General features: G+C 40.8%; 18 protein-coding genes, 1 pseudogene and 2 CRISPR repeat arrays. Of the genes and pseudogenes, 14 read left to right on the forward strand and 5 right to left on the reverse strand.

The annotated features are described in order from the left end of the window. Nucleotides 1-26 precede the first annotated feature (26 nt). From LRQ06_RS18210 to cas6f, 10 genes and pseudogenes are all read left to right on the forward strand, one after another. Nucleotides 27-235 (forward strand): annotated as a pseudogene (locus LRQ06_RS18210) (cold-shock protein). A 196-nt stretch (nucleotides 236-431) separates the two neighbouring features. Next, nucleotides 432-587 (forward strand): hypothetical protein, encoded by a 156-nt coding sequence (locus LRQ06_RS18215; protein ID WP_232768464.1) that lies wholly within the window; start codon nucleotides 432-434, stop codon nucleotides 585-587. A gap of 334 nt (nucleotides 588-921) precedes the next feature. Further along, nucleotides 922-1,188, forward strand: coding sequence for a hypothetical protein (locus LRQ06_RS18220; RefSeq protein WP_232768465.1), 267 nt, complete (start codon nucleotides 922-924; stop codon nucleotides 1,186-1,188). 37 nt (nucleotides 1,189-1,225) lie between these two features. Beyond that, nucleotides 1,226-1,978 (forward strand): endonuclease, encoded by a 753-nt coding sequence (locus tag LRQ06_RS18225; RefSeq protein ID WP_232768466.1) that lies wholly within the window; start codon nucleotides 1,226-1,228, stop codon nucleotides 1,976-1,978. A gap of 240 nt (nucleotides 1,979-2,218) precedes the next feature. Further along, nucleotides 2,219-3,190, forward strand: a complete 972-nt coding sequence (cas1f, locus tag LRQ06_RS18230; protein WP_232768467.1) for a type I-F CRISPR-associated endonuclease Cas1f — start codon at nucleotides 2,219-2,221, stop codon at nucleotides 3,188-3,190. Continuing rightward, the gene (cas3f, locus tag LRQ06_RS18235) at nucleotides 3,187-6,591 is read left to right on the forward strand and encodes a type I-F CRISPR-associated helicase Cas3f (protein WP_232768468.1); all 3,405 of its coding nucleotides are present in this window, start codon (nucleotides 3,187-3,189) and stop codon (nucleotides 6,589-6,591) included. Before cas1f ends, cas3f begins: the two co-directional genes overlap by 4 nt. A gap of 12 nt (nucleotides 6,592-6,603) precedes the next feature. Then, the gene (gene csy1 / locus LRQ06_RS18240; RefSeq protein WP_232768469.1) at nucleotides 6,604-7,953 is read left to right on the forward strand and encodes a type I-F CRISPR-associated protein Csy1; all 1,350 of its coding nucleotides are present in this window, start codon (nucleotides 6,604-6,606) and stop codon (nucleotides 7,951-7,953) included. Then, on the forward strand, nucleotides 7,950-8,954 hold the full coding sequence (gene csy2, locus LRQ06_RS18245) for a type I-F CRISPR-associated protein Csy2 (protein WP_232768470.1): 1,005 nt from the start codon (nucleotides 7,950-7,952) through the stop codon (nucleotides 8,952-8,954). The genes csy1 and csy2 overlap by 4 nt, the downstream gene beginning before the upstream one ends. 17 nt (nucleotides 8,955-8,971) lie before the next feature. Then, nucleotides 8,972-9,955 carry a type I-F CRISPR-associated protein Csy3 gene (csy3, locus tag LRQ06_RS18250; RefSeq protein ID WP_232768471.1) on the forward strand — a complete coding sequence of 328 codons (984 nt, stop codon included), beginning with the start codon at nucleotides 8,972-8,974 and terminating at the stop codon, nucleotides 9,953-9,955. A gap of 9 nt (nucleotides 9,956-9,964) precedes the next feature. Beyond that, the gene (cas6f, locus tag LRQ06_RS18255) at nucleotides 9,965-10,609 is read left to right on the forward strand and encodes a type I-F CRISPR-associated endoribonuclease Cas6/Csy4 (RefSeq protein ID WP_232768472.1); all 645 of its coding nucleotides are present in this window, start codon (nucleotides 9,965-9,967) and stop codon (nucleotides 10,607-10,609) included. Between the two features lie 151 nt (nucleotides 10,610-10,760). Beyond that, nucleotides 10,761-12,653: direct repeats of the CRISPR family, unit length 28 nt; unit sequence GTTCACTGCCGCACAGGCAGCTTAGAAA. An 80-nt stretch (nucleotides 12,654-12,733) separates the two neighbouring features. On the opposite strand, the gene LRQ06_RS18260 is transcribed toward cas6f, so the two are convergent. Further along, on the reverse strand, nucleotides 12,734-13,330 hold the full coding sequence (locus LRQ06_RS18260; RefSeq protein WP_232768473.1) for a Rha family transcriptional regulator: 597 nt from the start codon (nucleotides 13,328-13,330) through the stop codon (nucleotides 12,734-12,736). A gap of 545 nt (nucleotides 13,331-13,875) precedes the next feature. Beyond that, a CRISPR array of direct repeats spans nucleotides 13,876-14,982; the repeat unit is 28 nt; unit sequence GTTCACTGCCGCACAGGCAGCTTAGAAA. 251 nt (nucleotides 14,983-15,233) lie between these two features. Here LRQ06_RS18260 and LRQ06_RS18265 point away from each other — a divergent pair. Continuing rightward, complete coding sequence (locus LRQ06_RS18265; protein ID WP_232768474.1) at nucleotides 15,234-15,776, forward strand: SPOR domain-containing protein; 543 nt, start codon at nucleotides 15,234-15,236, stop codon at nucleotides 15,774-15,776. A 123-nt stretch (nucleotides 15,777-15,899) separates the two neighbouring features. Beyond that, nucleotides 15,900-16,904: a D-alanine--D-alanine ligase gene (locus tag LRQ06_RS18270; protein WP_232768475.1), complete on the forward strand. Its 1,005-nt coding sequence runs from the start codon at nucleotides 15,900-15,902 to the stop codon at nucleotides 16,902-16,904. On the opposite strand, the gene LRQ06_RS18275 is transcribed toward LRQ06_RS18270, so the two are convergent. Continuing rightward, complete coding sequence (locus LRQ06_RS18275; RefSeq protein WP_232768476.1) at nucleotides 16,888-17,496, reverse strand: tyrosine-type recombinase/integrase; 609 nt, start codon at nucleotides 17,494-17,496, stop codon at nucleotides 16,888-16,890. The genes LRQ06_RS18270 and LRQ06_RS18275 overlap by 17 nt on opposite strands. A gap of 449 nt (nucleotides 17,497-17,945) precedes the next feature. Here LRQ06_RS18275 and LRQ06_RS18280 point away from each other — a divergent pair, with 449 nt between their 5' ends. Continuing rightward, entirely contained in the window at nucleotides 17,946-18,326 is a 381-nt protein-coding gene (locus tag LRQ06_RS18280) for a DUF3319 domain-containing protein (RefSeq protein WP_232768477.1), read from the forward strand. Nucleotides 18,327-18,330: 4 nt separating this feature from the next. Next, nucleotides 18,331-18,645, forward strand: a complete 315-nt coding sequence (yciH, locus tag LRQ06_RS18285) for a stress response translation initiation inhibitor YciH (RefSeq protein ID WP_232768478.1) — start codon at nucleotides 18,331-18,333, stop codon at nucleotides 18,643-18,645. A gap of 45 nt (nucleotides 18,646-18,690) precedes the next feature. On the opposite strand, the gene LRQ06_RS18290 is transcribed toward yciH, so the two are convergent. The 3 genes from LRQ06_RS18290 to LRQ06_RS18300 all read right to left on the reverse strand — a co-directional run bounded on the left by LRQ06_RS18290 (nucleotide 18,691) and on the right by LRQ06_RS18300 (nucleotide 22,202). Then, entirely contained in the window at nucleotides 18,691-19,620 is a 930-nt protein-coding gene (locus LRQ06_RS18290) for a LysR family transcriptional regulator (RefSeq protein ID WP_232768479.1), read from the reverse strand. A gap of 133 nt (nucleotides 19,621-19,753) precedes the next feature. Further along, nucleotides 19,754-20,896, reverse strand: a complete 1,143-nt coding sequence (gene dgoD, locus LRQ06_RS18295; RefSeq protein ID WP_232768480.1) for a galactonate dehydratase — start codon at nucleotides 20,894-20,896, stop codon at nucleotides 19,754-19,756. A gap of 34 nt (nucleotides 20,897-20,930) precedes the next feature. After that, nucleotides 20,931-22,202, reverse strand: coding sequence for an SLC13 family permease (locus LRQ06_RS18300; RefSeq protein ID WP_232768481.1), 1,272 nt, complete (start codon nucleotides 22,200-22,202; stop codon nucleotides 20,931-20,933). Nucleotides 22,203-22,451 lie beyond the last annotated feature (249 nt).

Raw genomic sequence — 22,451 nt, forward strand, 5'->3', positions numbered from 1 at the left:
AATTTTAATTTTATAAGGGGCATAATATGTCTAATCAAGTAATTGGTACAGTAAAGTGGTTTAACGAAACTAAAGGTTTCGGTTTTATTTCTCAAAAAATGGCGATGATTTATTTGTTCATTTCCGAAGCATTTTAGGTGATGGTTTTAAGAAGCTTGTTGAAGGCGATAAGGTTTCTTTTACTGTAGGCAAAGGGCCAAAAGGTCTTCAGGCTGAAAATGTAACGACTATTTAGTCTTACAGTTGAATTTTAACTACCTTGTCATATGTGTGGCAAGGTAGTTGCTCTGACAAAGATTTGTTTCAAGATAAAATATAAAGAAAGTTTCCAGCGTCATCCCTAGCAAGTTTCTCTCTGTAATCTCCCTTAATTCTCTATCCTAAAAATAATACCTATGTTCAGTGCACCTTAATTTTATAAGGGGCATAATATGTCTAATCACATCGTTAATAATGAGAATAGAATTAATAAAATTAATGCTATTCAAAATACAGAAACTTCAATCAATAAAAAAACACAAGTTAATAGCCTTCTCCAAAGAATTGCCAATGGTGAAAGTGGTGTTGTTTTGGAGGAATTACTTTGAGAAATAATGGTCGAAAGAAGATCTGGTTTAAGTTGAAAAAGTTTGAATCAAACACTAAAAAAACTTATCAAAATGAATAACCTGTTTGTAAAGGGTTGCCATCTGGCAACTCTTTCTCGTTCTACGCTATAGCCAAATTGTTTAACTAGAGATTAGCGTTATTGTCATCAGAGAAATATGAGCATAGAGGCCATATACCTCAGCCTCTAACAGACTTAGGGGCAAAAGTTGCTTAATATATAATTACAGATTTACGACAATCTTCACACTACCTACAACTTTTATCAACCAGCACAACAGCTTAAATCAACTCATAATTCCCAGGACCTAATAATTGAGCATATGTGTTATGGATACCAATATAGAACTTGTTATTGAAATTGCTAAACGGATTACGACGAAAATTCCTGACCTGATTTATCTTTTTAGCGGGATAGTGTTTGAAGCTGAGAGTGAAGCAAATAAGTTAAATAACAAAGGAACAATTGAGTCGATAAAATGGTTGTGTCATGAAAGTTCATACATAAATGAATTGGATTGTGATTATAAATCCAGAGAATTGCTTGAAAAAATGATGATGTCTGAACTCTCAAAGTTATAATGAGTAAAATTAATTAGTTAACATTACGGTTCAAACGATGAAAGTAGCAGCTATGAAAAAAATCAGAGCATTGCTCGTGGTTGGTTGTCTGATTCCCGGTATAACAATGGCCGCAGGCAATATGACGAATGACTCTTTTTCCAAAGCAAAAAGATGGATGCAACAGAAAATCTATGTCGATAGTAACCTTCGGAAAACCATCTACTGTGGAGCATCGTTTGATACCAATAAGCGAATAACATTACCAGACGGTTTTACTACAACTAAATATCTGAAAAGACAATACAAGTGGGAAGCTGAGCATGTAGTGGCCGCAGAAAACTTTGGGCGGACGTTTAAAGCCTGGCGAGAAGGGGATCCAAAATGCGTGAACTCAAAAGGAAAGTCTTTTAAAGGGCGTAACTGTGCTTCAAAAGTCAGCGAAGAGTATCGTTACATGCAAGCCGATTTGTATAACTTATTCCCGGCAATTGGAAGTGTAAACGCTGCCCGTCAGAATTATAACTTTACTGTCCTGCCTGGAACTAAAAGTCTGTTTGGCTCATGTGATATGCATATTCAAAATCATAAAGTTCAGCCACCGGAAGCTGCTCGGGGCCGTATTGCAAGAACACATTTATATTTTGATGCTGTATATCCCCGTTACACCTTAAGCGCTGCCCAGAGAAAATTAATGATAGCCTGGGATAAACAATACCCGGTGTCCTCTTCTGAATGTGAAATTGGTAAGCGGGTAAAAGCAATACAGCATTCGTCAAATCCAATTTTAGAGGCTCGTTGTAACTACTAACGCAGTATTTATTAAGTTAACTCAAATGGGGAATAATAGGATTCCGTTATTAATTGCGAACACCAATCTATTTGTGTCATGGACATTGAATTAGTTAGCAGTTTCATCCGTCGTACTTCTCATAATGGTAGTTAGGTGATCGAATTATTTAAAATCCATCTAAGATGAAACTTTATGCACTGAAATGATTGGCGTTTCTGTTATGATGTTCAGAAATGCTTCACTTATAGAGAAACTCAGATGGACGATTTTTCTCCCTCGGATTTAAAAACCATTCTCCATTCAAAACGTGCCAACATGTATTACCTGGAATATTGTCGGGTGATGCAAAAAGATGGGAGAGTCCTTTACCTGACAGAATCAAAGAAAGAAAATCTCTACTACAACATTCCCATTGCCAACACCACCATATTGCTGCTGGGTAATGGCACATCCATTACTCAAGCAGCAATGCGGATGCTTTCTCAAGCAGGGGTGTTAGTTGGATTTTGTGGCGGAGGCGGCACACCTCTTCATATGGCAACCGAAGTCGAATGGTTTACGCCCCAGAGTGAATATCGACCGACTGAGTACCTGCAAGGCTGGCTTTCCTTTTGGTTTGATGATCAAAAACGTCTCGATGTTGCCAAGCAATTTCAAAATGCCCGTATTGATTATTTACAAACAGTATGGTTGAAAGATCGCGAATTAAAAAATCAAGGGTTTATCTTCAAAGATAATGTTATTCAAAATGCGCTTATTACATTTCATGAACGTACTGATAACGCTACTAAAACCGCTGAACTGCTCCTCACCGAAGCACAGCTAACTAAAGTTTTATACAAATACGCTGCCAATAATACGGGCTTAGAGAACTTTACTCGTCAACATGATTCCACCACGCTAGCAAATAATTTTCTTAATCACGGTAATTACTTAGCTTATGGGTTAGCCGCAAGTTGCTTGTGGGTGCTTGGTATTCCACATGGTTTTGCAGTGATGCACGGTAAAACGAGACGTGGCGCGTTGGTCTTTGATGTGGCCGATTTAATTAAAGATGCAGTAGTGTTGCCATGGGCGTTCGTGTGTGCCAAAGAAAATGCGACTGAGCAAGAATTTCGCCAGCAAGTTCTGCAATCCTTTATAGAGCATAAATCAATGGATTTTGTGTTTAATACCATAAAAGCTATTGCGTTAAATGTGCCTGAAGAAGAAGGGGAATTTGTGCAATGATGGTAACGTTTGTTTCGGAATGCGAGAAGAATGCCCTCAAGAAAACCCGCCGAGTTTTAGATGCATTTGCCGACCGAATTGGAAGTAATACTTGGCAGACGTTGATCACGGAAGACGGATTACAAACCGTGAAAAAAATGCTTAAACAAACCGCCAGTCGCAGTACTGCGGTGAGCTGTCATTGGATTCGCAGTCGCTCTCGCAGCCAATTACTATGGGTGGTGGGGAATCGTTCCAAATTTAACTTGGAAGGCTTGGTTGCCGTTAACCGTACTTCACTTAACTTAGAGCATCGAGAGTGGGAATCGGGCTGGTATTTAAACGAAATGATAGTGTTAGCTAGCTCAGTTGCTGGGTTATTTCACGACTTTGGTAAAGCCAATACTTTGTTTCAAAAAAAGCTCCAAGGATCATCGGTAACCAAAGGAGAACCATATCGCCATGAATGGATTTCTTTACGTTTGTTTGAAGCCTTTGTGCGTGATAAAACGGACCAAGAATGGATAGCTGATCTAGCGCAACTGTCGAAACCTACAGTGGCTAAAGCATGCAACAAACAGATGTTGGCATCAGTATTTCAAGACGGACCTAACGTTTGGCAAAATCCCTTTGCAGAGGGAAAGCTGGCGCCATTTGCTAAATTGATCGCGTGGTTAGTGGTATCGCATCACAGATTACCGAAAAACAACAATCGTGATAGTGGCGTTAATATTGAAGAGATGGATAAATGGCTAACCCAATGTTTTAACTGCCATTGGAACTCACCAAATGCATTGGATCTTAGCCAATACACAGCACAAGCCATTAAAGACAATTGGTCATTTCCAAACGGTACACCATTATTAAGCCGCACTTGGCAGCATAAAGCCGCCAAACTTGCCCTACGGATGAAAAACAACCCGCTGTTAGCCAAGGATTCCATTACCTGGTTTGAGCAGCGTTTTGTTACTCATATGGCCCGGTTGTCACTAATGTTAGCTGACCACTATTATTCTTCACTCTCATTACGAGAGGGCAAAACGGCATGGCAAGATCCTAGCTATAAAGCCATTGCGAACACTGATCGTCACTCAGCGCACGACAAAAGCACCACGCCCAAACAAAAGCTGGATGAACACAATATTGGTGTGGCTGTGAATGCGCAGCGTTTTGCACACAATTTGCCTGCTTTAAAAACCACACTGCCAGCTGTTGCTCAGCACCGTTTATTCTCCAAAAGTTCAGGAATTGGAAAGTACAAGTGGCAAGATAAAGCCTTTGCCAAAGCGAAAGAGATAGCCAAAGCCTCAGAACGTCAAGGATTCTTTGGCGTTAATATGGCATCGACTGGTTGCGGTAAAACCATTGCCAATGCCCGTTTTATGTATGGTTTAGCTGATGAGCGCGAAGGGTGTCGTTTCTCGGTTGCGTTAGGGTTGCGTACCTTGACTCTGCAAACAGGAGATTCCTATCGTGAGCTATTGAAATTAGGTGACGATGAACTGGCGGTATTGATTGGCTCCCAAACGGTACAAGCATTGCACGAACTCAAAAGTACTCAGGAAGAGCAAGGCAGTGAATCCGCAGAAGATTGGTTCGAACAGTTGTTTATTAGCTATGAAGGGCAGATTTACGATGGACGCCTAAAACATTGGTTAAGTGCTAGCCCTAAACTGGAACAGTTAGTCAGCGCCCCGATTTTAGTCAGCACCATTGATCATTTAATGCCCGCAACGGAAAGCCAACGTGGGGGCAAACAAATCGCTCCAATGCTGCGTTTATTGACCTCTGATTTGGTGCTGGATGAACCAGATGATTTCGGTTTAGAAGATATGCCAGCGTTATGCCGCCTAGTCAATTGGGCGGGCATGCTGGGTTCGCGTGTGTTGCTTTCTTCGGCGACCTTGCCACCATCGCTGATTAAAACTTTGTTTGATGCATACAAGGCAGGGCGGGAGCAGTTTAACCAGGCTCAATTTTCTGAGCAGAAACAGACGCCAATTTGGTGTGCTTGGATTGATGAATTCACCACGCAGACTGAGCCACTGTCTAATGTGTCTGATTTTGTTGCTGTACACCGTAAATTTGTGGATAAACGAGTGGCTAAACTGAAACAGATCGATCAGCCATTACGCAAAGGCACCATTGTTCAAGTTAATGATGCTAATGTGGACGACTCTGCAAATAAAGCAACTCGTGACATGGGTGTGTATCAAGCAGTTGCTCAAACCATTTATGAGCAAATTCATCGATTGCATCAGGCTCATGCCGTGATCTCACCCAATGGGAAAAAAGTCTCTTTAGGTGTGGTGCGCATGGCGAATATCAATCCAATGGTTGAAGTGGTGCAAGCTCTCACCCAGTTAGCGCCGCAGGATAAGGTGCGTATTTGCTATTGCGTTTATCACTCCCAATTTCCTCTGGCATTGCGTTCTTATAAAGAGCACAAATTGGATCGGTTATTAGATAGGCACAATCCAGAAAAACTTTGGCTGCAACCTGAAATCAAAGCCGTATTGGATAGCGCAAGGGAAGAGAACATTGTGTTTGTAGTATTGGGAACCTCTGTGGTCGAAGTGGGGCGTGACCACGATTACGACTGGGCTATTGCAGAGCCAAGCTCGATGCGTGCTTTGATTCAGCTCGCTGGGCGTATTCAGCGTCATCGCCAGAAAGTCTCTAAAAAAGCTAATTTAGTGGTGTTAAATAAGAATATCAAAGCCTTAAAAGGTCATGAAATTGCGTATTGTCACCCTGGTTTTGAGAGTGCCGCTTTGCCGTTAAACAGCCACGACATTAGTGAATTACTGGGTGAGGAGTTGGATAATGTTTCGGCAATCACTCGCGTTAAAGAACCTATTTACAACAAAAGTGGTCGGGATTTTCTGAGCAATTCTCAATCAGCGAACGGAAATGCGTTTAGCGTTCAATCATTTCTGGTACAAGAACATCGAGCTTTACGGTTTGCCTTAGAAAGTATGCCTAAACCTGAGTTTTATCACAGCGGACGAGAGGCAAATCGATGGTGGTCAGAACAATATGGTCACTATGCAGCTTGGAATGCAGAATTTATTCAACAAACGGAATTTCGTCAATCAGAACCACAAGAACCTTTTGTATTGCGCTGTAACGAAGATGAACAATTGGAGTGGAGTCAATTAGATACCTCTCAAAAAAACTATGAATATAAGAACAAATCACATCGATTTTATTCTGTTATAACAGAGTTAGCCGATGGCTGTCAGTGGTGGTTTGGGGAAAATCCAATGGAAATTTACCAGTATTTTGCCGAGCAGTTTGGGCAGTCATTGAGTCGGGTCAGTCAGCGCTTGGGAGAAATCCAGCTTCGAGCTGAACAACCAGATCAAACCATAGAGTGGGCTTGGCATGAGCAACTTGGTGTGTTTCAACAAAATAACTAATAAGGAAGGCGAATGGACGGAACATTAAGTGCCGCAATCGCGGAGTACATTAACCAGCGCAAACAAGCAAAGTTAGAACCTTTGCAAAAATCGCTGAATAAAGTGCTGGAGAAAAGTGACGATCCCGTTGTTCTTGCTGCAGCAAAAACGGAATACCATGAAAAAGCGGAACCTATAGAAACTGCATATGAACCAGTTGTGTGGTTAACGGATGCGGCTAAGCGAGCCAAACAAATTAGCTTAGCGACTCATGCTGCGAAATTTACGCACAGTGATGCCAAAGCCAGCAGTATGCTGATTAATCATTATCAAATGAGTGATTCTAGTTATCTTGTTACGCAGCATTTGCCCAACCCTGCAATTGATGCAGTTGGCAATGCGGCAGCTTTGGATATCGCCAGACTACTGAAATTGGAAGTAAATGGGGAAACTCTAGTTGATCAATTGCAACAAAATAGCGTTGCTGCATTAAGTGCATTTTCCCAAGATAGCCAATTATTGGAAGAGTGGCGAATGGGGCTTAGTCAGGCTTTAGGAGATGAAAAGTTATCTGCTCATACCTTAACCAAGCAGCTTTATTTCCCTATTTTTGATGGTGAAGACGAATACCATTTACTGTGTCCTCTGTATTCGTCAGCTTTAGCAAATGAATTATACGGAAAAATTCGAGAGTCTCGTTTTGGTGAATCCAAAGAGATTCGCGATGCCCATAAAAAAGGGATTTACGATGAAAGAGTCGATGTGCGTTTCCCAGAAACTGCTGTGCAAATGTTTGGCGGGTCTAAGCCACAAAATATTTCTCAATTGAACAGTGAACGTCATGGACAAGGTTTCCTTTTAAATTGCGCACCGCCAAACTATCAATATCAAACTAAACCACCACTATCTAGCCAAACGTTATTTAATCGCCAATTTAGTTGGAGAACCAGTCAACTAGTGCGAGAGTTTAAGGCGTTTTTAACTGGGTTAACCGAAAAAGACCGCAATTTTACAACTCGTTTTAAACGTGACTATTTCTATGTCAAACCTTTAATCGATGGCTTACTCAATTTCGCCTCAGAAATTCAAACTATTCCAGATAGTGCTGGTTGGACGAGCGCTAAAGAGTGCAATATGAAGCGAGCTCATCAACTTTTTTTGGATATAGACAATCCTGATGAAGTGTTTCAACAGGAACGCGATAAAGGGGATTGGCTTGAGGTAGTTGCCAGTGATTTTGCTAATTGGCTATTGCGTAAACTGGAAAATAAAGAGTGTTATCTGCTGGGCGATATGGAGCAACGCTATTTCAAAAAACTTTGTTTGAATGAGCTTCGCGCCTTTGAACGAATGGGCAGTATGCAAGAGGAGAATCTAGCATGAAGTCTTACCTCTTATTGAAAAAAATCGATGTGCAAAATGCTAACGCCATAGCCGGGTTAACATATGGTTTTCCTGCTATCACCAACTTTTTGGGCTTTGCTCACGCCTTGTCCCGTAAGTTAGCGTCAAAAATTGATGTAAAACTTGGTGGTGTGGCAGTGATCAGCCACAAGAATGCGGTACACGCGCGTCAGCCAAGTGGCTGGGGAGATTATGTATTTGCACTAACCCGTAACCCTCTGACTCAACAAGGTAATACCGCGCCAATTAATGAAGAGGGACGTATGTCACTGCAAGTCTCTATATTGATTGAGCTTGAGGGCATTACTTCAGGTGATGAGCAGAAAAAAGCTCAGTTGATTGCGAAGCTACGCAAAATGGTCCCGACCATGCGGTTAGCTGGTGGGCAAATTACCCATGTGCAAGATTATGTGGCATTAACTGATGAAGAAAATCAACACAAGGAATTGCGTCGTTTAATGCCGGGGTTCGCGTTGATTGACCGCCGTAATTATTTGTCTGATCACTTTACTGCCTTACAGGAGATAGATCCTCAAGCCACCGTAATGGATGCATGGTGTGATTTTGCGGCCTTATCTTACAAAGCCACGCCTATTGAAGGGGAAGTGGTGAGTGAAGAGGGCGAAGGAAAAACCAAGGCTCAGTGGGATTACCAACCTAAACCTTATGCGGGCTATTTAGTACCAGTGGCAAGTGGTTACTGCGCTATTTCAAAATGTTACCAACCGGGGGCGGTCACCAATGTACGTGACACTTCGGTGCCCGTTACCTTTGCTGAAACCGCTTATACCGTAGGTGAGTGGCTGAGTGTACATCGATTGGAAAATATTCAACGAGGTATTTGGCATTACCACCACCATTTCCCTTGGTACGTTGCTCAAGGATATGTGCCTGAAATTGAATTAACACAAAATGAAATACCTGAACCTGATTTGCTGGATGAAGCCGATCAAACCGGTTTTGACCCTGACTTTATGTGATTTAAAGGAATTGAATAATGGCTACTAAAAAATTAACAACACCGTCTGTACTGGCTTTTGAAGCAAAATTAATCCCATCGGATGCCTTGATGTTTGCGGGAAATTGGGAATCGAACCAATGGTCACCGATCATGGTGGGTGAAAAATCTGTTCGTGGCACGATCTCAAATCGCCTTAAAAATGCGATTGCCAGCGATCCGGCAAAACTTGATGCGGAAGTATCGAAAGCAAACTTACAAACCGTGGATACTGCTGCGTTAACCCACAGTACAGATACTCTGAAAGTGGATTTTTCACTTCGTGTATTAGGTGGCTTTGATGTACCGTCAACTTGTAATAGCCCTGAGTATCAGCAGGCCCTTGCTGAAAAAATCAATGCTTATCAAGAAGAAACTGGCTTTGCTGAACTGGCTCAGCGTTATGCGCAAAATATAGCTAATGCTCGCTTCTTGTGGCGCAATCGTGTGGGTGCTGAAAGTGTACGCGTGGAAGTGCAAGCTGCTGATAAACAGTTTACTTTCAATAGTTACGAATTTGATTTGCGCTCATTTGATGAAAAACATCAAGTGGCTGAGTTAGCAGCGTTAATTCAGCAGGGCTTAAAAGGCGATGCGATTTTTCTTAAAGTTAATGCTTTTGCCAAGCTCGGCGAAGGTCAAGCTGTGTTCCCATCGCAAGAACTCGTCATGGGTGGCGGTAAAGGCGATAAAAGTAAATTCTTATATCAATTGGATGGCCAAGCTGCAATGCACTCACAAAAAATTGGTAATGCGCTGCGCACCATCGATACATGGCATCCAGCGGTAGAAAAAGTGGGTCCCATTGCTGTTGAACCATATGGTTCAGTAACCAACCGTGGTGCAGCATATCGTCAGCCAAAAGAAAAAATGGATTTCTACAAGCTGCTTGATAGCTGGATGTTAAAGGACCAAACCCCAGCTTTAGAGCAACAGCATTACATTATGGCAATGCTGATTCGTGGTGGAGTCTTTGGCGAATAAGGATAAGATATGAAATATTATCAAGATATTACCTTGTTGCCCGATGCAGAAGTATCGCTGGGGTTTATTTGGGAAAAAGTCTATCAACAAATCCATTTGTTGCTGGTGGAAAATAAAACTGCGGAAAGCCAATCTCAGCTCGGACTGAGCTTTCCAATGTATGGGGATAAAACCTTTCCATTAGGTAATCAGCTCAGGTTGGTAGCCGAAAGTGAAGGCCAATTGATTCAAGCGAACGTTAACCAGTGGCTACAACGGTTGAATGATTACGTTCATGTGAAATCAATCAAAACTGTGCCGAGTGAGGTGAATGAATACGCTTGTTTTTATCGAGTGAATCCAAAATCCCAACAACGTCGTTTAAAACAACTCGATCGCCGAGTTGCATTTTTATCTCAAAAACATGGGGTCGGGGAGGAGGTTATGCGCGCACAACTATTAGCATCTATTGAACAAAGTTCTGGTGAAAGCAAATTACCGTACATCAATGTGCAAAGTTTATCTTCATCAAACGTTGAACAACAACATAAATTTATGTTGTTTATTCATTGTGAAATGTGTTCGCAGCCAAAGGATAACGGTAACTTGTTTACATGTTATGGACTAAGCTCGAAAGAAAAGGGTAAGCAACCTGTATTTGTTCCTTGGTTTTAACGTTAATAAAGGGTCTTTTGACCCTTTATTTTAAGTTCTTTAAAAACTCCATTAAAAACAACAACCTAATAATAGGTGGTTTTAACAAGGTAAAAAAAGGCTTTTCTCGTTAATACCTTACTCTTACTCAGTTTTTCGTGATATTTTCATTGTTCACTGCCGCACAGGCAGCTTAGAAAGCACCGAAAGGAGAAAATTTATTCCGCCTCGCGTTCACTGCCGCACAGGCAGCTTAGAAAATCAATAGTTGTTTTTTTTCTCTCTTGAGAAGGTTCACTGCCGCACAGGCAGCTTAGAAAATTAGTCTGGGCATATACGACTCATTTACTAGGTTCACTGCCGCACAGGCAGCTTAGAAAGGTAAAAGACCCTGATGGGGGCCTGATGTTTCGTTCACTGCCGCACAGGCAGCTTAGAAAATGCCAACATCGACTGCGCCGCGCTTTGAGAAGTTCACTGCCGCACAGGCAGCTTAGAAAAGCTTACCCCGGTATTATTATTGGCCCATGCGGTTCACTGCCGCACAGGCAGCTTAGAAAATCTGTTGATGTGTCATATCTCTTTAATCTGAGTTCACTGCCGCACAGGCAGCTTAGAAATATACCACTGTAGTTTGTTCCATTACCATTAGGTTCACTGCCGCACAGGCAGCTTAGAAACTGATTTGACCAGACTGACAAGGCGGTGCCCTGGTTCACTGCCGCACAGGCAGCTTAGAAATATTGGCTGTTTTCCAACTGCGTCGAGGTTATGTTCACTGCCGCACAGGCAGCTTAGAAATCTTGTGAAGCTTTATTTTGCTAACCGATTTAGTTCACTGCCGCACAGGCAGCTTAGAAAAAATGCGAAGATGTACGGCTCACCGTCAGACAGTTCACTGCCGCACAGGCAGCTTAGAAATGATGACCCGGCTGATTATTCTCTACTTCGACGTTCACTGCCGCACAGGCAGCTTAGAAAACAATGAAAGAAACGAATCTTTTTATCAGGGAGTTCACTGCCGCACAGGCAGCTTAGAAAAACAGCGCAACGCCTGATACTGTTAAATGGGATGTTCACTGCCGCACAGGCAGCTTAGAAATAGCGTAAATGCTCAAAATGCACTTGAAAATCTGTTCACTGCCGCACAGGCAGCTTAGAAATGCTAACTCTTCCAGTGTAGCGGTTTTACAAGGTTCACTGCCGCACAGGCAGCTTAGAAAGCCAAGTTATGGGTTATGCTAGTTGATCACCAGTTCACTGCCGCACAGGCAGCTTAGAAAATTCAGCCGATCTGTAATCTAATTGATGACATGTTCACTGCCGCACAGGCAGCTTAGAAAAGCTTACCGTGTTAAGTCTCTCATGATGGATCGTTCACTGCCGCACAGGCAGCTTAGAAATCCACGCTTAACAGAGGCAAAGTTTTTTTTAGGTTCACTGCCGCACAGGCAGCTTAGAAACAAACAATCCGATAAGGATTCTTGTGATATTGGGTTCACTGCCGCACAGGCAGCTTAGAAAAAGATGAGCAAGAGCAGGCCAATAAAAGTCAAGTTCACTGCCGCACAGGCAGCTTAGAAATTAACCATAGATGCGGGTAGCTGACCGTCAGAGTTCACTGCCGCACAGGCAGCTTAGAAAATCAAAGACGTACATATCACAAACGTCATCACGTTCACTGCCGCACAGGCAGCTTAGAAATTAATGCCACTCGATTATCTATTTGGGTTAAAGTTCACTGCCGCACAGGCAGCTTAGAAAATTCTCACGGTTTTTAGTGTAAGTTTTGTACCGTTCACTGCCGCACAGGCAGCTTAGAAACTATATCTGCAATGCCTTTGCCCGTCGTCGCTGTTCACTGCCGCACAGGCAGCTTAGAAATCAACAGGGTCGTATTTAGTACCATGAGATTTGTTCACTGCCGCACAGGCAGCTTAGAAAACACCATACGTAGACGATGAGCCCTGCAAGTAGTTCACTGCCGCACAGGCAGCTTAGAAATACTTGCTGGAAAAGAATTTCAACTCTCACAAGTTCACTGCCGCACAGGCAGCCCACCATAATCTGCCAGTTCTCCAAAAATGAAAAAATTGGAACCTGGCAGATTGAGTTAAGAAACAAGAAATTTATATAGATCGCTTTCTATTGAAGTTTTTGAATCTGAGCTCTAATTCGTTCATTGACTGAGTTGGATAATTCAATTAGCTGGTCAATATCATTAAATGCAATATCTGGCTCTTTGAAGTAGTTGATAAACTGGTGGCGGTTCATAATAAGTTCGTCACCATTCAGTAACCTTTTATTGGTGATTACCCCATTCTCAACAACGACAAGCCACCGTTGATACATGAAATTAATATCGTCAATTGGGGTAGGTGCTGGCAATCTATTTACATTGCTGACAAGTTGTCTTTCCATTGCGTTAAATGCGTTGATATAGGCTTCTTTAAATAGATCCGCTTTCTTTCCTGTAAAGCCCATAACAGTCATTGCGAAGCCATCTTTAGTTATTGAATAACATCTATAACGGCGAGTTGTATTATTTCCAGTGATAACCTCGTAAAACGAAGGCGCAAAATTGCGCTCTCGAAAATATTGACTACAGCCTAAGTTTTTAATTGCCCGTAAAATATCTTTGTGGGACTTACCAAATTGGTCGGCTATAACTTTTGAGGATACTACTGGAAGGTTGTTTTCAATAGAAAGTGAAGAAACGATGGAATTGATTGAATCTGTCATAACGGACTCCTGCTAGTGTATGTAACAGTCACCATCAATGTCGCCAAACAAGGGTGGTGACGTGAACCAGGTTGGCGAACCGGCCTAACAGGTACCGGCATACCCGAAGGTATCCCAATCCACGTCACCATAAATCAGATGTGCGAATTTTACGCAATAAAAAACCAGCAAAAAGCTGGCGTCATGCGCCTGTTAGTGTTCGAGTCGCCAAACCCGGTACTGGATTTTGCCAGTACATAGAAAGGGTAGCTCTGAAATAGGCGCGCTGTCAAATTTAATCAATTAAGAACATTTATAGAGGGAATAACCGTGGTATGTTATCAATACTAAGTTTGTTGAATATAAATTGAGTTCAGCAGAGTAAGTGTGTAGGAATCAGTTGTTCCTTGTTTGGCCTTTATTTCAGCTAATTAGACCCTTTATTTTTCGCTCTTTAAAAATAGAAATAAAAACAATAGGTTGTAGATGGGTGTTTTTAACAAGGTAAAACAGGGTTTTTCTTGTTAACCTTTTGTTGTGGCTTATTTTTCTGCGATATTTTCATTGTTCACTGCCGCTCAGGCAGCTTAGAAAGTGAGCTTTTAGCAACCACTTAAGTTTATCGTGTTCACTGCCGCTCAGGCAGCTTAGAAATTACAGGAAACAACTATTAGAGCTGGCAAATCGTTCACTGCCGCTCAGGCAGCTTAGAAAAGACTTGCTACTACCGCGTCCGGCGTAACCTTGTTCACTGCCGCTCAGGCAGCTTAGAAAGGATACAGCAAACACCCACTAAGCAGCGAAGCGTTCACTGCCGCTCAGGCAGCTTAGAAATCGTGCAGCTTCGTTTGTTTATACAGATAAGAGTTCACTGCCGCTCAGGCAGCTTAGAAACTTAACTTGATTTCTTTAGATAAGAGTAAAAAGTTCACTGCCGCTCAGGCAGCTTAGAAACATGCCGTAAATGCGATAAGACCGAGAATAATTGTTCACTGCCGCTCAGGCAGCTTAGAAAATTCTCCCGTAGACATTTGAAGTGCTAATTCAGTTCACTGCCGCTCAGGCAGCTTAGAAAAACTAACTCAGATAACTGCGCTCTAAATCGGTGTTCACTGCCGCTCAGGCAGCTTAGAAATTGAGGAGAAGTTGCATCAGTCGACGAAGTTTGTTCACTGCCGCTCAGGCAGCTTAGAAAAAAGTCGAAGCGTTAATCTCTTTTGTAATTTCGTTCACTGCCGCTCAGGCAGCTTAGAAAAAGCAGTGAAGAGGTTGGATTTTCAACATCACGTTCACTGCCGCTCAGGCAGCTTAGAAAGGCCGGATATGTTGGCGGCGCTTTCCGCTCTAGTTCACTGCCGCTCAGGCAGCTTAGAAATAACGATGCAATTTCACTTTCTATATCTTTGGGTTCACTGCCGCTCAGGCAGCTTAGAAATGACGTAGTATCCTGAATATCCACCATCACATGTTCACTGCCGCATAGGCAGCTTAGAAATCGAAGGAAAATGGGGACAGACACACACAGGTTCACTGCCGCATAGGCAGCTTAGAAAAAAGTAATCCGAACACAGATAAATATAGTAAGGTTCACTGCCGCACAGGCAGCTTAGAAAAATAAGCATTAACGCCAACAGGAAAATAGAAAGTTCACTGCCGCATAGGCAGCTTAGAAATGGTGTTTTCATGCTATCAAACTGCATAAATGCGGCTTGATAGTATGAAAAATAAGAAATAAAATGAATTAGAAGAGGAAAAGCCCCTCCAAAACTATATCTAAGTTCATGATCTTTATGATTATTATTTTTGTATGGTTGGGCGTAAAAAACGGTTATTTTTTGCAATTAACTTAATGAAAAATAAGAAAAAACCAGCTATTCTAGTTATATGAATGATTAACATACTAGGTTTCAAAGGCAATTATAATATGAAAAATAAAATCATTATTGGACTTTCTACGATTTTAGCAGCGTGTTCTTCCGGTACATATGTAAGTGATGTAACAACCGAAAGCTACAAAGAAGATTATCAGGCAGATAAAATTGAGCAACCTATCGTTACTCAAACCGGCATGACAAATGGTATATCTGAATCTCATGTATCTACTGAACCGACACGTGTCCGCACACAGGTTCAGCCCAAACCGACAGTGAAAATTGCTGCACCGTCTAAAAAACAGGTTGCTCAGCGTTATGGGTATACAATTCAGGTTGTGGCTGTTGGCTCTCAGAGTAAAGTGGATCAATTCGCTTCTAAATTACCTCGTAATGGTCAGCCTGTCTGGGAAAATTATAAAATGGTAAATGGTACTAAGTGGTACACAATTTTATTTGGTGATTTTGCCAGTAAAGCAGAAGCAAAAGCCGCTATTACATCTTTACCTGCAGAATTCCGACGATTAAAACCATTTGTTAAAAGTATTGATTCAATTAAGAACTCTGCTTATCCAACTTTAAATAAACTTAACTGATCAATATATCAATTAATGCCTACAAACTAGGCACTTAAGTATTATTATCAGGAATATAACTGTACCTTCATAATGAATAGATTATGATAGGTACAGACATTGGAAGTGACCGTAGGAAAGAAAATGAGTCATATTAACATCTTATTACTTTGTGGAGGCGGCTCCTCAGAACACGAAGTGTCCCTTGTTTCTGCTGATTATATACAACAAGAGCTGATAAAAACTACGCAGTTTGATGTAATCCGTATTGAGATGAAACAAGATGGTTGGTATGACAGTCAGAATAGACTGGTTTATTTTGATATAAATACAGCAACACTCAATTCTTCCGAGCATAGTGAACTAATACAATTTGTTGTTCCCTGTATTCACGGATTTCCGGGTGAGACGGGTGATATTCAGTCGATGTTTGAACTGGCAGGTGTTCCATATTTGGGATGCGGTCCGGAATCCAGTTCAAATAGCTTTAATAAAATCACATCAAAGCTTTGGTATGATGCGCTCGGCATTGCTAATACACCTTATCTCTTTCTTTGCCAGAATAGCGAATCTGAATGGGATAGGGCCATAGCTGCGTTTGATGAATGGGGAAGTTTATTTGTTAAAGCAGCCAGACAAGGGTCTTCTGTCGGGTGTTATAAGGTAACCCAGAGAGAGGATGTGACAAGTGCGATTAAAAATGCATTTAAGTTTTCCGACCAGGTTTTGGTTGAAAAAGCCTTAAAACCGAGAGAGCTGGAAGTGGCCGCGTATGAATTCGCTGGTGAGCTACACATTACCAACCCGGGGGAAATTATTGCTCCGGAAGACACTTTTTATTCTTACGAAGAAAAATATAGTCAACACAGTCATTCACATACAGAAGTGGAAGCCCGGAATTTAACGAATGACCAAATAGCACTTATTAAAGAATATTCTTTCCGGGTGTTCAAACAAATGCGTTTGAGACATTTATCAAGAATTGATTTCTTCCTGACCGAGGAAGGACATGTTTATCTTAATGAGGTAAATACATTTCCGGGTATGACTCCGATATCAATGTTTCCTAAAATGCTGACAAATAATGGCCACCAATTCTCTGAATTCCTAGCCCAGTGTGTATTTGATAGTATCAATCCCAGGGCTTAAATTTTTTATACCGCAGTTGATGCTGCTTAGATTGTGATGAGTTACCGATATACTGAAAAGGCATTACAGGGCTGTTCCAACGGCCAAAGATTTGAATATCAGTAATTTTTTCACCTCTTTTGTGTAAATCCTGAGCGGCACCAATTCTGGCTGATTGACCTGAAAATCGTAATTCCGGTTTTCCTATTAATTCGGCTGCTTTTCTAAAAATACGAAAAATTGAAGAATCATTCAGTTTTTTATCTGAAACGTTATGATGTTTATCCACTGCTCTGAATACTGGACTGTAATTATCTTTGATATGGCTTAACCATTTAATGACTGAATTTGATGCCTGTTCTGATAATGGATATACATTTTCATCTAAGCTGATAGTAACAATATTGTTCTGTATACTGATCTGTTCAAAATTCAATTCCCGGAGTTCTGCTCTTTTTAAAGCGCATTCAAACATAATATAAAATATAGCTAAATCCCTTAAATCAATTATTTTGTCACTTTTTCCCAATTTATGTTCAATCAACTCGAGGTGCAATGAAGTAAAAGCATCCGATTGCTTTTGATCTCCCGATTTTTTTAATCTTAAAGTCATTAAACACTGACGTATATGTGATTGTCTTAACGGGTCAGGTTCCCCAAGAAGACGATAAATGGAGCTTAAAGTGATACTGTAACGTCTTATTGACGAATATTTTCGATTCAAGCTTTCCGATTCTAAAAATAGCTGAATTATATCAGTTTGAGGAGGGAAAACGGAGGCGCTTTTCCGGTAACAAAAATCAATATACCGGTTCCAGTCCGAACGCATTGCAAGTAAAGAACTATTAGAGTAACGGCCATCGGTATATTGATTTAATGTATCAATATCAATATATTGATAGAAATCTTTTTTTGCTTCAGCCAATAACTGTGAGTCATCAATAGGTTTAAGCTTTTTTTTCATTTTAAAGCACTATAACTATATATACTTTTAACTAATATACTTGATAACATTGTAAAATAAAACAATACTTAACAAAAAGTGGCATAGGATTCAGCAATATGGCAGCAGCAAGTTATCGAGGCTTCACTCTGCAAACGGTGAATGGCTCGACAGATGTATGGCAGGTAAAGATAAAATCCCACGTATTATCAGGTAATTTGGCTGCCGTAAAAAAAAGTATCGATTGGTGGTGCGAAACCGCTTCTCTTATAGATCCAAAAGAGTTTGAATCCATTGGACATAAAAAAACCGCAGCTTCCTCAGGAAGTCCGGCTCAGGAAAAGTTTGGTAATTATGTACTGAAAAATGATACCGGAGAACCTAACGCCTGGTACTGTATGTTCAATGGCAAATTGATTAAAGGTTCTAAATTAGCTATTCAAAAGCACATAGAATCGTACATAATAGCCCTGAAGAAAGCACAAGCCAGGAAACAGTAGTCCTATGACATTAGTATATTCAACAGAAACCGGACGAATTAAAGAAGAAAAACCGATAACAGAACGTCCAAAAGGCGATGGTATTATTCGCATTCAGAAGCAAACGAAAGGAAGAAAAGGAAAGGGCGTTAGTATTATTACCGGTTTAGATCTTGATGATACGGCTCTCAAATTATTGGCTGCGGAGTTAAAAAAGCTGTGTGGTTGCGGTGGCTCTGTTAAAGATGGAAATATTGAAATTCAGGGCGATGTGCGGGAAAAAATAAAAACTTACCTTGAAAGTAAGAAAGGATATAGAGTCAAGCTGTCCGGTGGTTAATAAAATAATGGCGCTAAGAGATAATCAAGCGCCATTTTTTGTTAATCAATTATTAGTATTATCATCTACACGATAATAATCTAAACATATATCAAATAAACCCTGGGTAAATTTCTGCAACCGGTGGCTTTTATGCCATACAATAACCATTTCGTGATATTCCGGATGTTCACCAAAAGAAAGTGGAATAATATCGTTTTTATATCCCGTCATATTAATAGCTGTATCAAGCGTGATGGTTACACCATACTTGTTAGCAACACATAATAAGGCAAGCTCAGAAGTAGGAACCTGAGTATCTATAGTCGGGGACATGCTTTCTTTATCGAACAGAATTTCAGTAAATCTTCTCATCTCCTGATCATGGAACAGAGCAATAAAACTTTCATTTTTCACTGATTGAATATCGATCCAGGGATAACGAAATCCTTCTTTTTCAACAGCTGTTTTCACTAATGGATGATCTTTATGAACTGCAAGAACAATTTCAGAAGAAGCCAGATGCTCATACGAAAAGTTGTCTAATCGATTTTTTATCGTAGTCACGGCAAAATCAAGCTGATTACTCTCAAGCATACTCATTATATTTGAAGTTGAATGTGCTTTAAGTACGATATCGATATCTGGGTGTTGTTGTTTAAACTGAGGAATAACATCAGAGATAATTACCTTCGACATCATAAGCTGAAATCCAAAATAAATAATCCCAGACTGACAAGCAGCGATACTTTTGAGCTCTTCATCCATTTTATCCTGCATGGACACAATTTTCTTCGCCCACTGGACATATTTTTCGCCGGCATAGGTTAATACAAATTTTTTCCCCACACGGTCAAAAAGATCCACACCTAACTCTTTCTCTTTTAAAATTATGTATTTACTAAGGGCGGATGAAGTAATTTCTAAAGTTGATGCGGCTTTATTCAAATTACCAACTTCTGCTACTTCAACAATATAATTCAGGCTTTTTATCATTATTAATAATCTCTGTTCATGCAGTGCTTACACATATTAACAGAATTGCCTAAGATATTCCTTTCAGAAACAGTAAGATCCAATAACCCTCATAAATAATCATTTATGGGGGTTATTGGCAATCGGAAGGAGATTAACGATCGTGAACTGAACCATCGTAAGCATTCATCACGGACAGGCTTCTCTGTGCCGGAGGAAATTTTTCAGAAATATTGTCTACAAGTTCGATTCCAATTCCCGGGGTATCGGGTAAATAAATATAACCATCTTCGACTTTCAATGGTGTTTTTATCATGCCATCTTCACTATCTGTATGGTAATAAGAAGGAAACTCCTGAATCAAAAAGTTTGGAATACAAGCATCCAACTGAAGACAGGCAGCTGTTGATACCGGCCCGAGTGGATTATGAGGCGCAATCTGAACATAATTGGCTTCAGCAATCGATGCAATTTTTTTAGCCGCGGAAATTCCGCCGACTACGCAAACATCCGGACGAACAAAATTTGCAGCTTTGCGAGTGCATATCGCTTCCATTTCCTGAATACTGACTGCTCGCTCTCCAGTAGCAATAGGGATTGAAATTCGATGAGAAACATCTACCATACTATCAAGACTGTCCGGCGCTATAGGATCCTCCAGAAATAGTGGTTTATACGGCTCAACACCTTTGGCAAAAGCGACCGCCTGCGCAGGTGTCATGCTACGGTGAACTTCCAGACAAAGATCAAAATCTTCTCCTACGGCCTCCCGGCATACCCGAACCCGATTAATATAATCACTGATTTTTACGTTGAAAATATCTTCTTCACGGCTCATCTGATTCGTGCGCATTGTTCCACAAATCATTAAACGGGCGGCAGTGAAGCCCTGAGATTTTAATGACAGACAACCTTCAGCCATTTTCTGAGGATCAGACTCAAAAACAGGGGCGTATGTCCGAACCTTATCACGACAGGCACCACCAAGTAACTGGTAGACCGGAACGCCAAGAGATTTACCGAGAATATCCCATAGTGCAATATCTATAGCGGAAATAGCACTAAGAATGACGGAACCTCTGAAATACATACTGCGGTACATGTAGTTCCAGTGATGCTCAATTTTACGCGGGTCTTTTCCAATTAGATAATCTTTTAATTTTTCTAATGCGCCGGCACAAGCATCCAAATATCCCCATGCTCCCATTTCTCCAATTCCCTCGATACCATCATCAGTGGTGACCTTTACAAACAAATACTTTGACGCGGGGATTAATTCTATTTTTTCTACAATCACTTTATATCGACTCCTATCTATAACTGACGATTACTTAATTAAATGGGAAAAGAACGGGCAGGAAGAAGATGGCAAACACAGAGATAACTGCGACCAATGGCCATGCCGCTTTAATATAATGTTTTAACTGATAGCCACCCGGGCCCATAATAATAGCCTGAGCCGGACTGGCCATTGGCGTTAAAATGGAAGTACTACCTGCTATTAAAACCCCCATAACTAAAGCCCTTGGGTCAATGCCTATTTTTGCCCCTGCGGCGGAAACCAATGGAATAAAAATTGTCATTGTCGCCAGGTTTGACATCAATTGTGTCATTATCAAAGGCACAATGAAGAAAACAGACATGATTACGTATGGGTTTGTGGAATTGCCCAACAACTGGATCATCAAATCCGCAACGACGTTACCAGCTCCGGTATCTTTAATCGCAGCAGAAAGGGGGAGAACACCGGCGAATAAAAATACAGTTGGCAAATGTATTGAGCTCAGAGCTTCCTTTTCATCCAGGATTCTAAAGAAAACCAATGAGCATGCACCTAAAGCTGAAATGACAAACAAAGACATATGCAATTGTTTTGCAAACAGCATTGCGCCAATGGTGAGTATAATAAGTGCAATTGCGGTTTTTTCTTTTGCTGGAGATAATTTAACAGTTTCTTTTTTCTTAATATTATCCTGAAACTGTTCATTAGGAATATCCGGCAATAAGCGCCAGGCAATCACTGAGACATAAACAAGGGAAATAAAGAAAAATGGTAATCTTGCAATAGTAAATGACCATATAGTGAAAGGTTCAGTGCCTCCGGCTTTCATCATAATATCACTAAATGCCATATTACTGGCTCCCTGACCAAGAAAGGTCATCCCGGTGACGATGTTTGCAACGACCATAGCCGGGAACAGTAATTTACTCCGGCTAATCTTGATCTCGTTGGCAATGCCAATAATCAGAGGGAGCATAATGGCTGCGGCCGCTGTTGAGCTGGTCAGGATAGCCAGTAATGCAGCGACAAAACTGGCTATAAAAATTAAAGTTTTTGGTTTATCTCTATAATTGAGAACCAGCGCCTGAGTTCTGTCCAGTATACTTGTTTTTGTTAAACCAGCGCCGATAACAAACATTGCGACAAACATTGCAACATTCTGATTCACAAAACCTGACAACGCCTGAGCAGGTGTATCAATTTTTGTCAGAATCAAAGAGAGGATAATTCCCATTGATATTAGTGAAAACGAAAAGCGGCCGGACATAAATGCGGCAATCGTAAGCACTAATATAATGATCGTTATTGTTAATGGTGTCATTAGATGGCTCCTGTTTTATACGTCATATTTTTTATTAGTTTTTTCATTCTTAACCTCATTTCTCGTCCATGAACGGAAATGAATACACCACCTTTATATCAACATTTTAGTTGCTATTTTTTGATTTAATCAACTTAAATGTAATATTAATTATTAAATATCTCTATTTTTAGTAAAAATGAGGACTTCTTAACAGTTTTTCGGTGAGGGTTATAGAGACAGAAAAAAGCTGAAGACAAAAAAGGCAAA

This window comes from Vibrio salinus (assembly GCF_021272385.1).
GTDB lineage: Bacteria > Pseudomonadota > Gammaproteobacteria > Enterobacterales > Vibrionaceae > Vibrio > Vibrio salinus.

Excerpts from the sequence above, each read along its gene's own strand:
- LRQ06_RS18260 (WP_232768473.1), bottom strand. The coding sequence starts at position 13,330 with ATGACAGATTCAATCAATTCCATCGTTTCTTCACTTTCTATTGAAAAC.
- cas1f (WP_232768467.1), top strand. The coding sequence starts at position 2,219 with ATGGACGATTTTTCTCCCTCGGATTTAAAAACCATTCTCCATTCAAAA.
- LRQ06_RS18270 (WP_232768475.1), top strand. The coding sequence starts at position 15,900 with ATGAGTCATATTAACATCTTATTACTTTGTGGAGGCGGCTCCTCAGAA.
- csy2 (WP_232768470.1), top strand. The coding sequence starts at position 7,950 with ATGAAGTCTTACCTCTTATTGAAAAAAATCGATGTGCAAAATGCTAAC.
- LRQ06_RS18290 (WP_232768479.1), bottom strand. The coding sequence starts at position 19,620 with ATGATAAAAAGCCTGAATTATATTGTTGAAGTAGCAGAAGTTGGTAAT.
- LRQ06_RS18300 (WP_232768481.1), bottom strand. The coding sequence starts at position 22,202 with ATGACACCATTAACAATAACGATCATTATATTAGTGCTTACGATTGCC.
- LRQ06_RS18275 (WP_232768476.1), bottom strand. The coding sequence starts at position 17,496 with ATGACTTTAAGATTAAAAAAATCGGGAGATCAAAAGCAATCGGATGCT.
- yciH (WP_232768478.1), top strand. The coding sequence starts at position 18,331 with ATGACATTAGTATATTCAACAGAAACCGGACGAATTAAAGAAGAAAAA.
- csy1 (WP_232768469.1), top strand. The coding sequence starts at position 6,604 with ATGGACGGAACATTAAGTGCCGCAATCGCGGAGTACATTAACCAGCGC.
- LRQ06_RS18215 (WP_232768464.1), top strand. The coding sequence starts at position 432 with ATGTCTAATCACATCGTTAATAATGAGAATAGAATTAATAAAATTAAT.
- cas3f (WP_232768468.1), top strand. The coding sequence starts at position 3,187 with ATGATGGTAACGTTTGTTTCGGAATGCGAGAAGAATGCCCTCAAGAAA.
- csy3 (WP_232768471.1), top strand. The coding sequence starts at position 8,972 with ATGGCTACTAAAAAATTAACAACACCGTCTGTACTGGCTTTTGAAGCA.
- LRQ06_RS18280 (WP_232768477.1), top strand. The coding sequence starts at position 17,946 with ATGGCAGCAGCAAGTTATCGAGGCTTCACTCTGCAAACGGTGAATGGC.
- cas6f (WP_232768472.1), top strand. The coding sequence starts at position 9,965 with ATGAAATATTATCAAGATATTACCTTGTTGCCCGATGCAGAAGTATCG.
- LRQ06_RS18265 (WP_232768474.1), top strand. The coding sequence starts at position 15,234 with ATGAAAAATAAAATCATTATTGGACTTTCTACGATTTTAGCAGCGTGT.
- LRQ06_RS18225 (WP_232768466.1), top strand. The coding sequence starts at position 1,226 with ATGAAAGTAGCAGCTATGAAAAAAATCAGAGCATTGCTCGTGGTTGGT.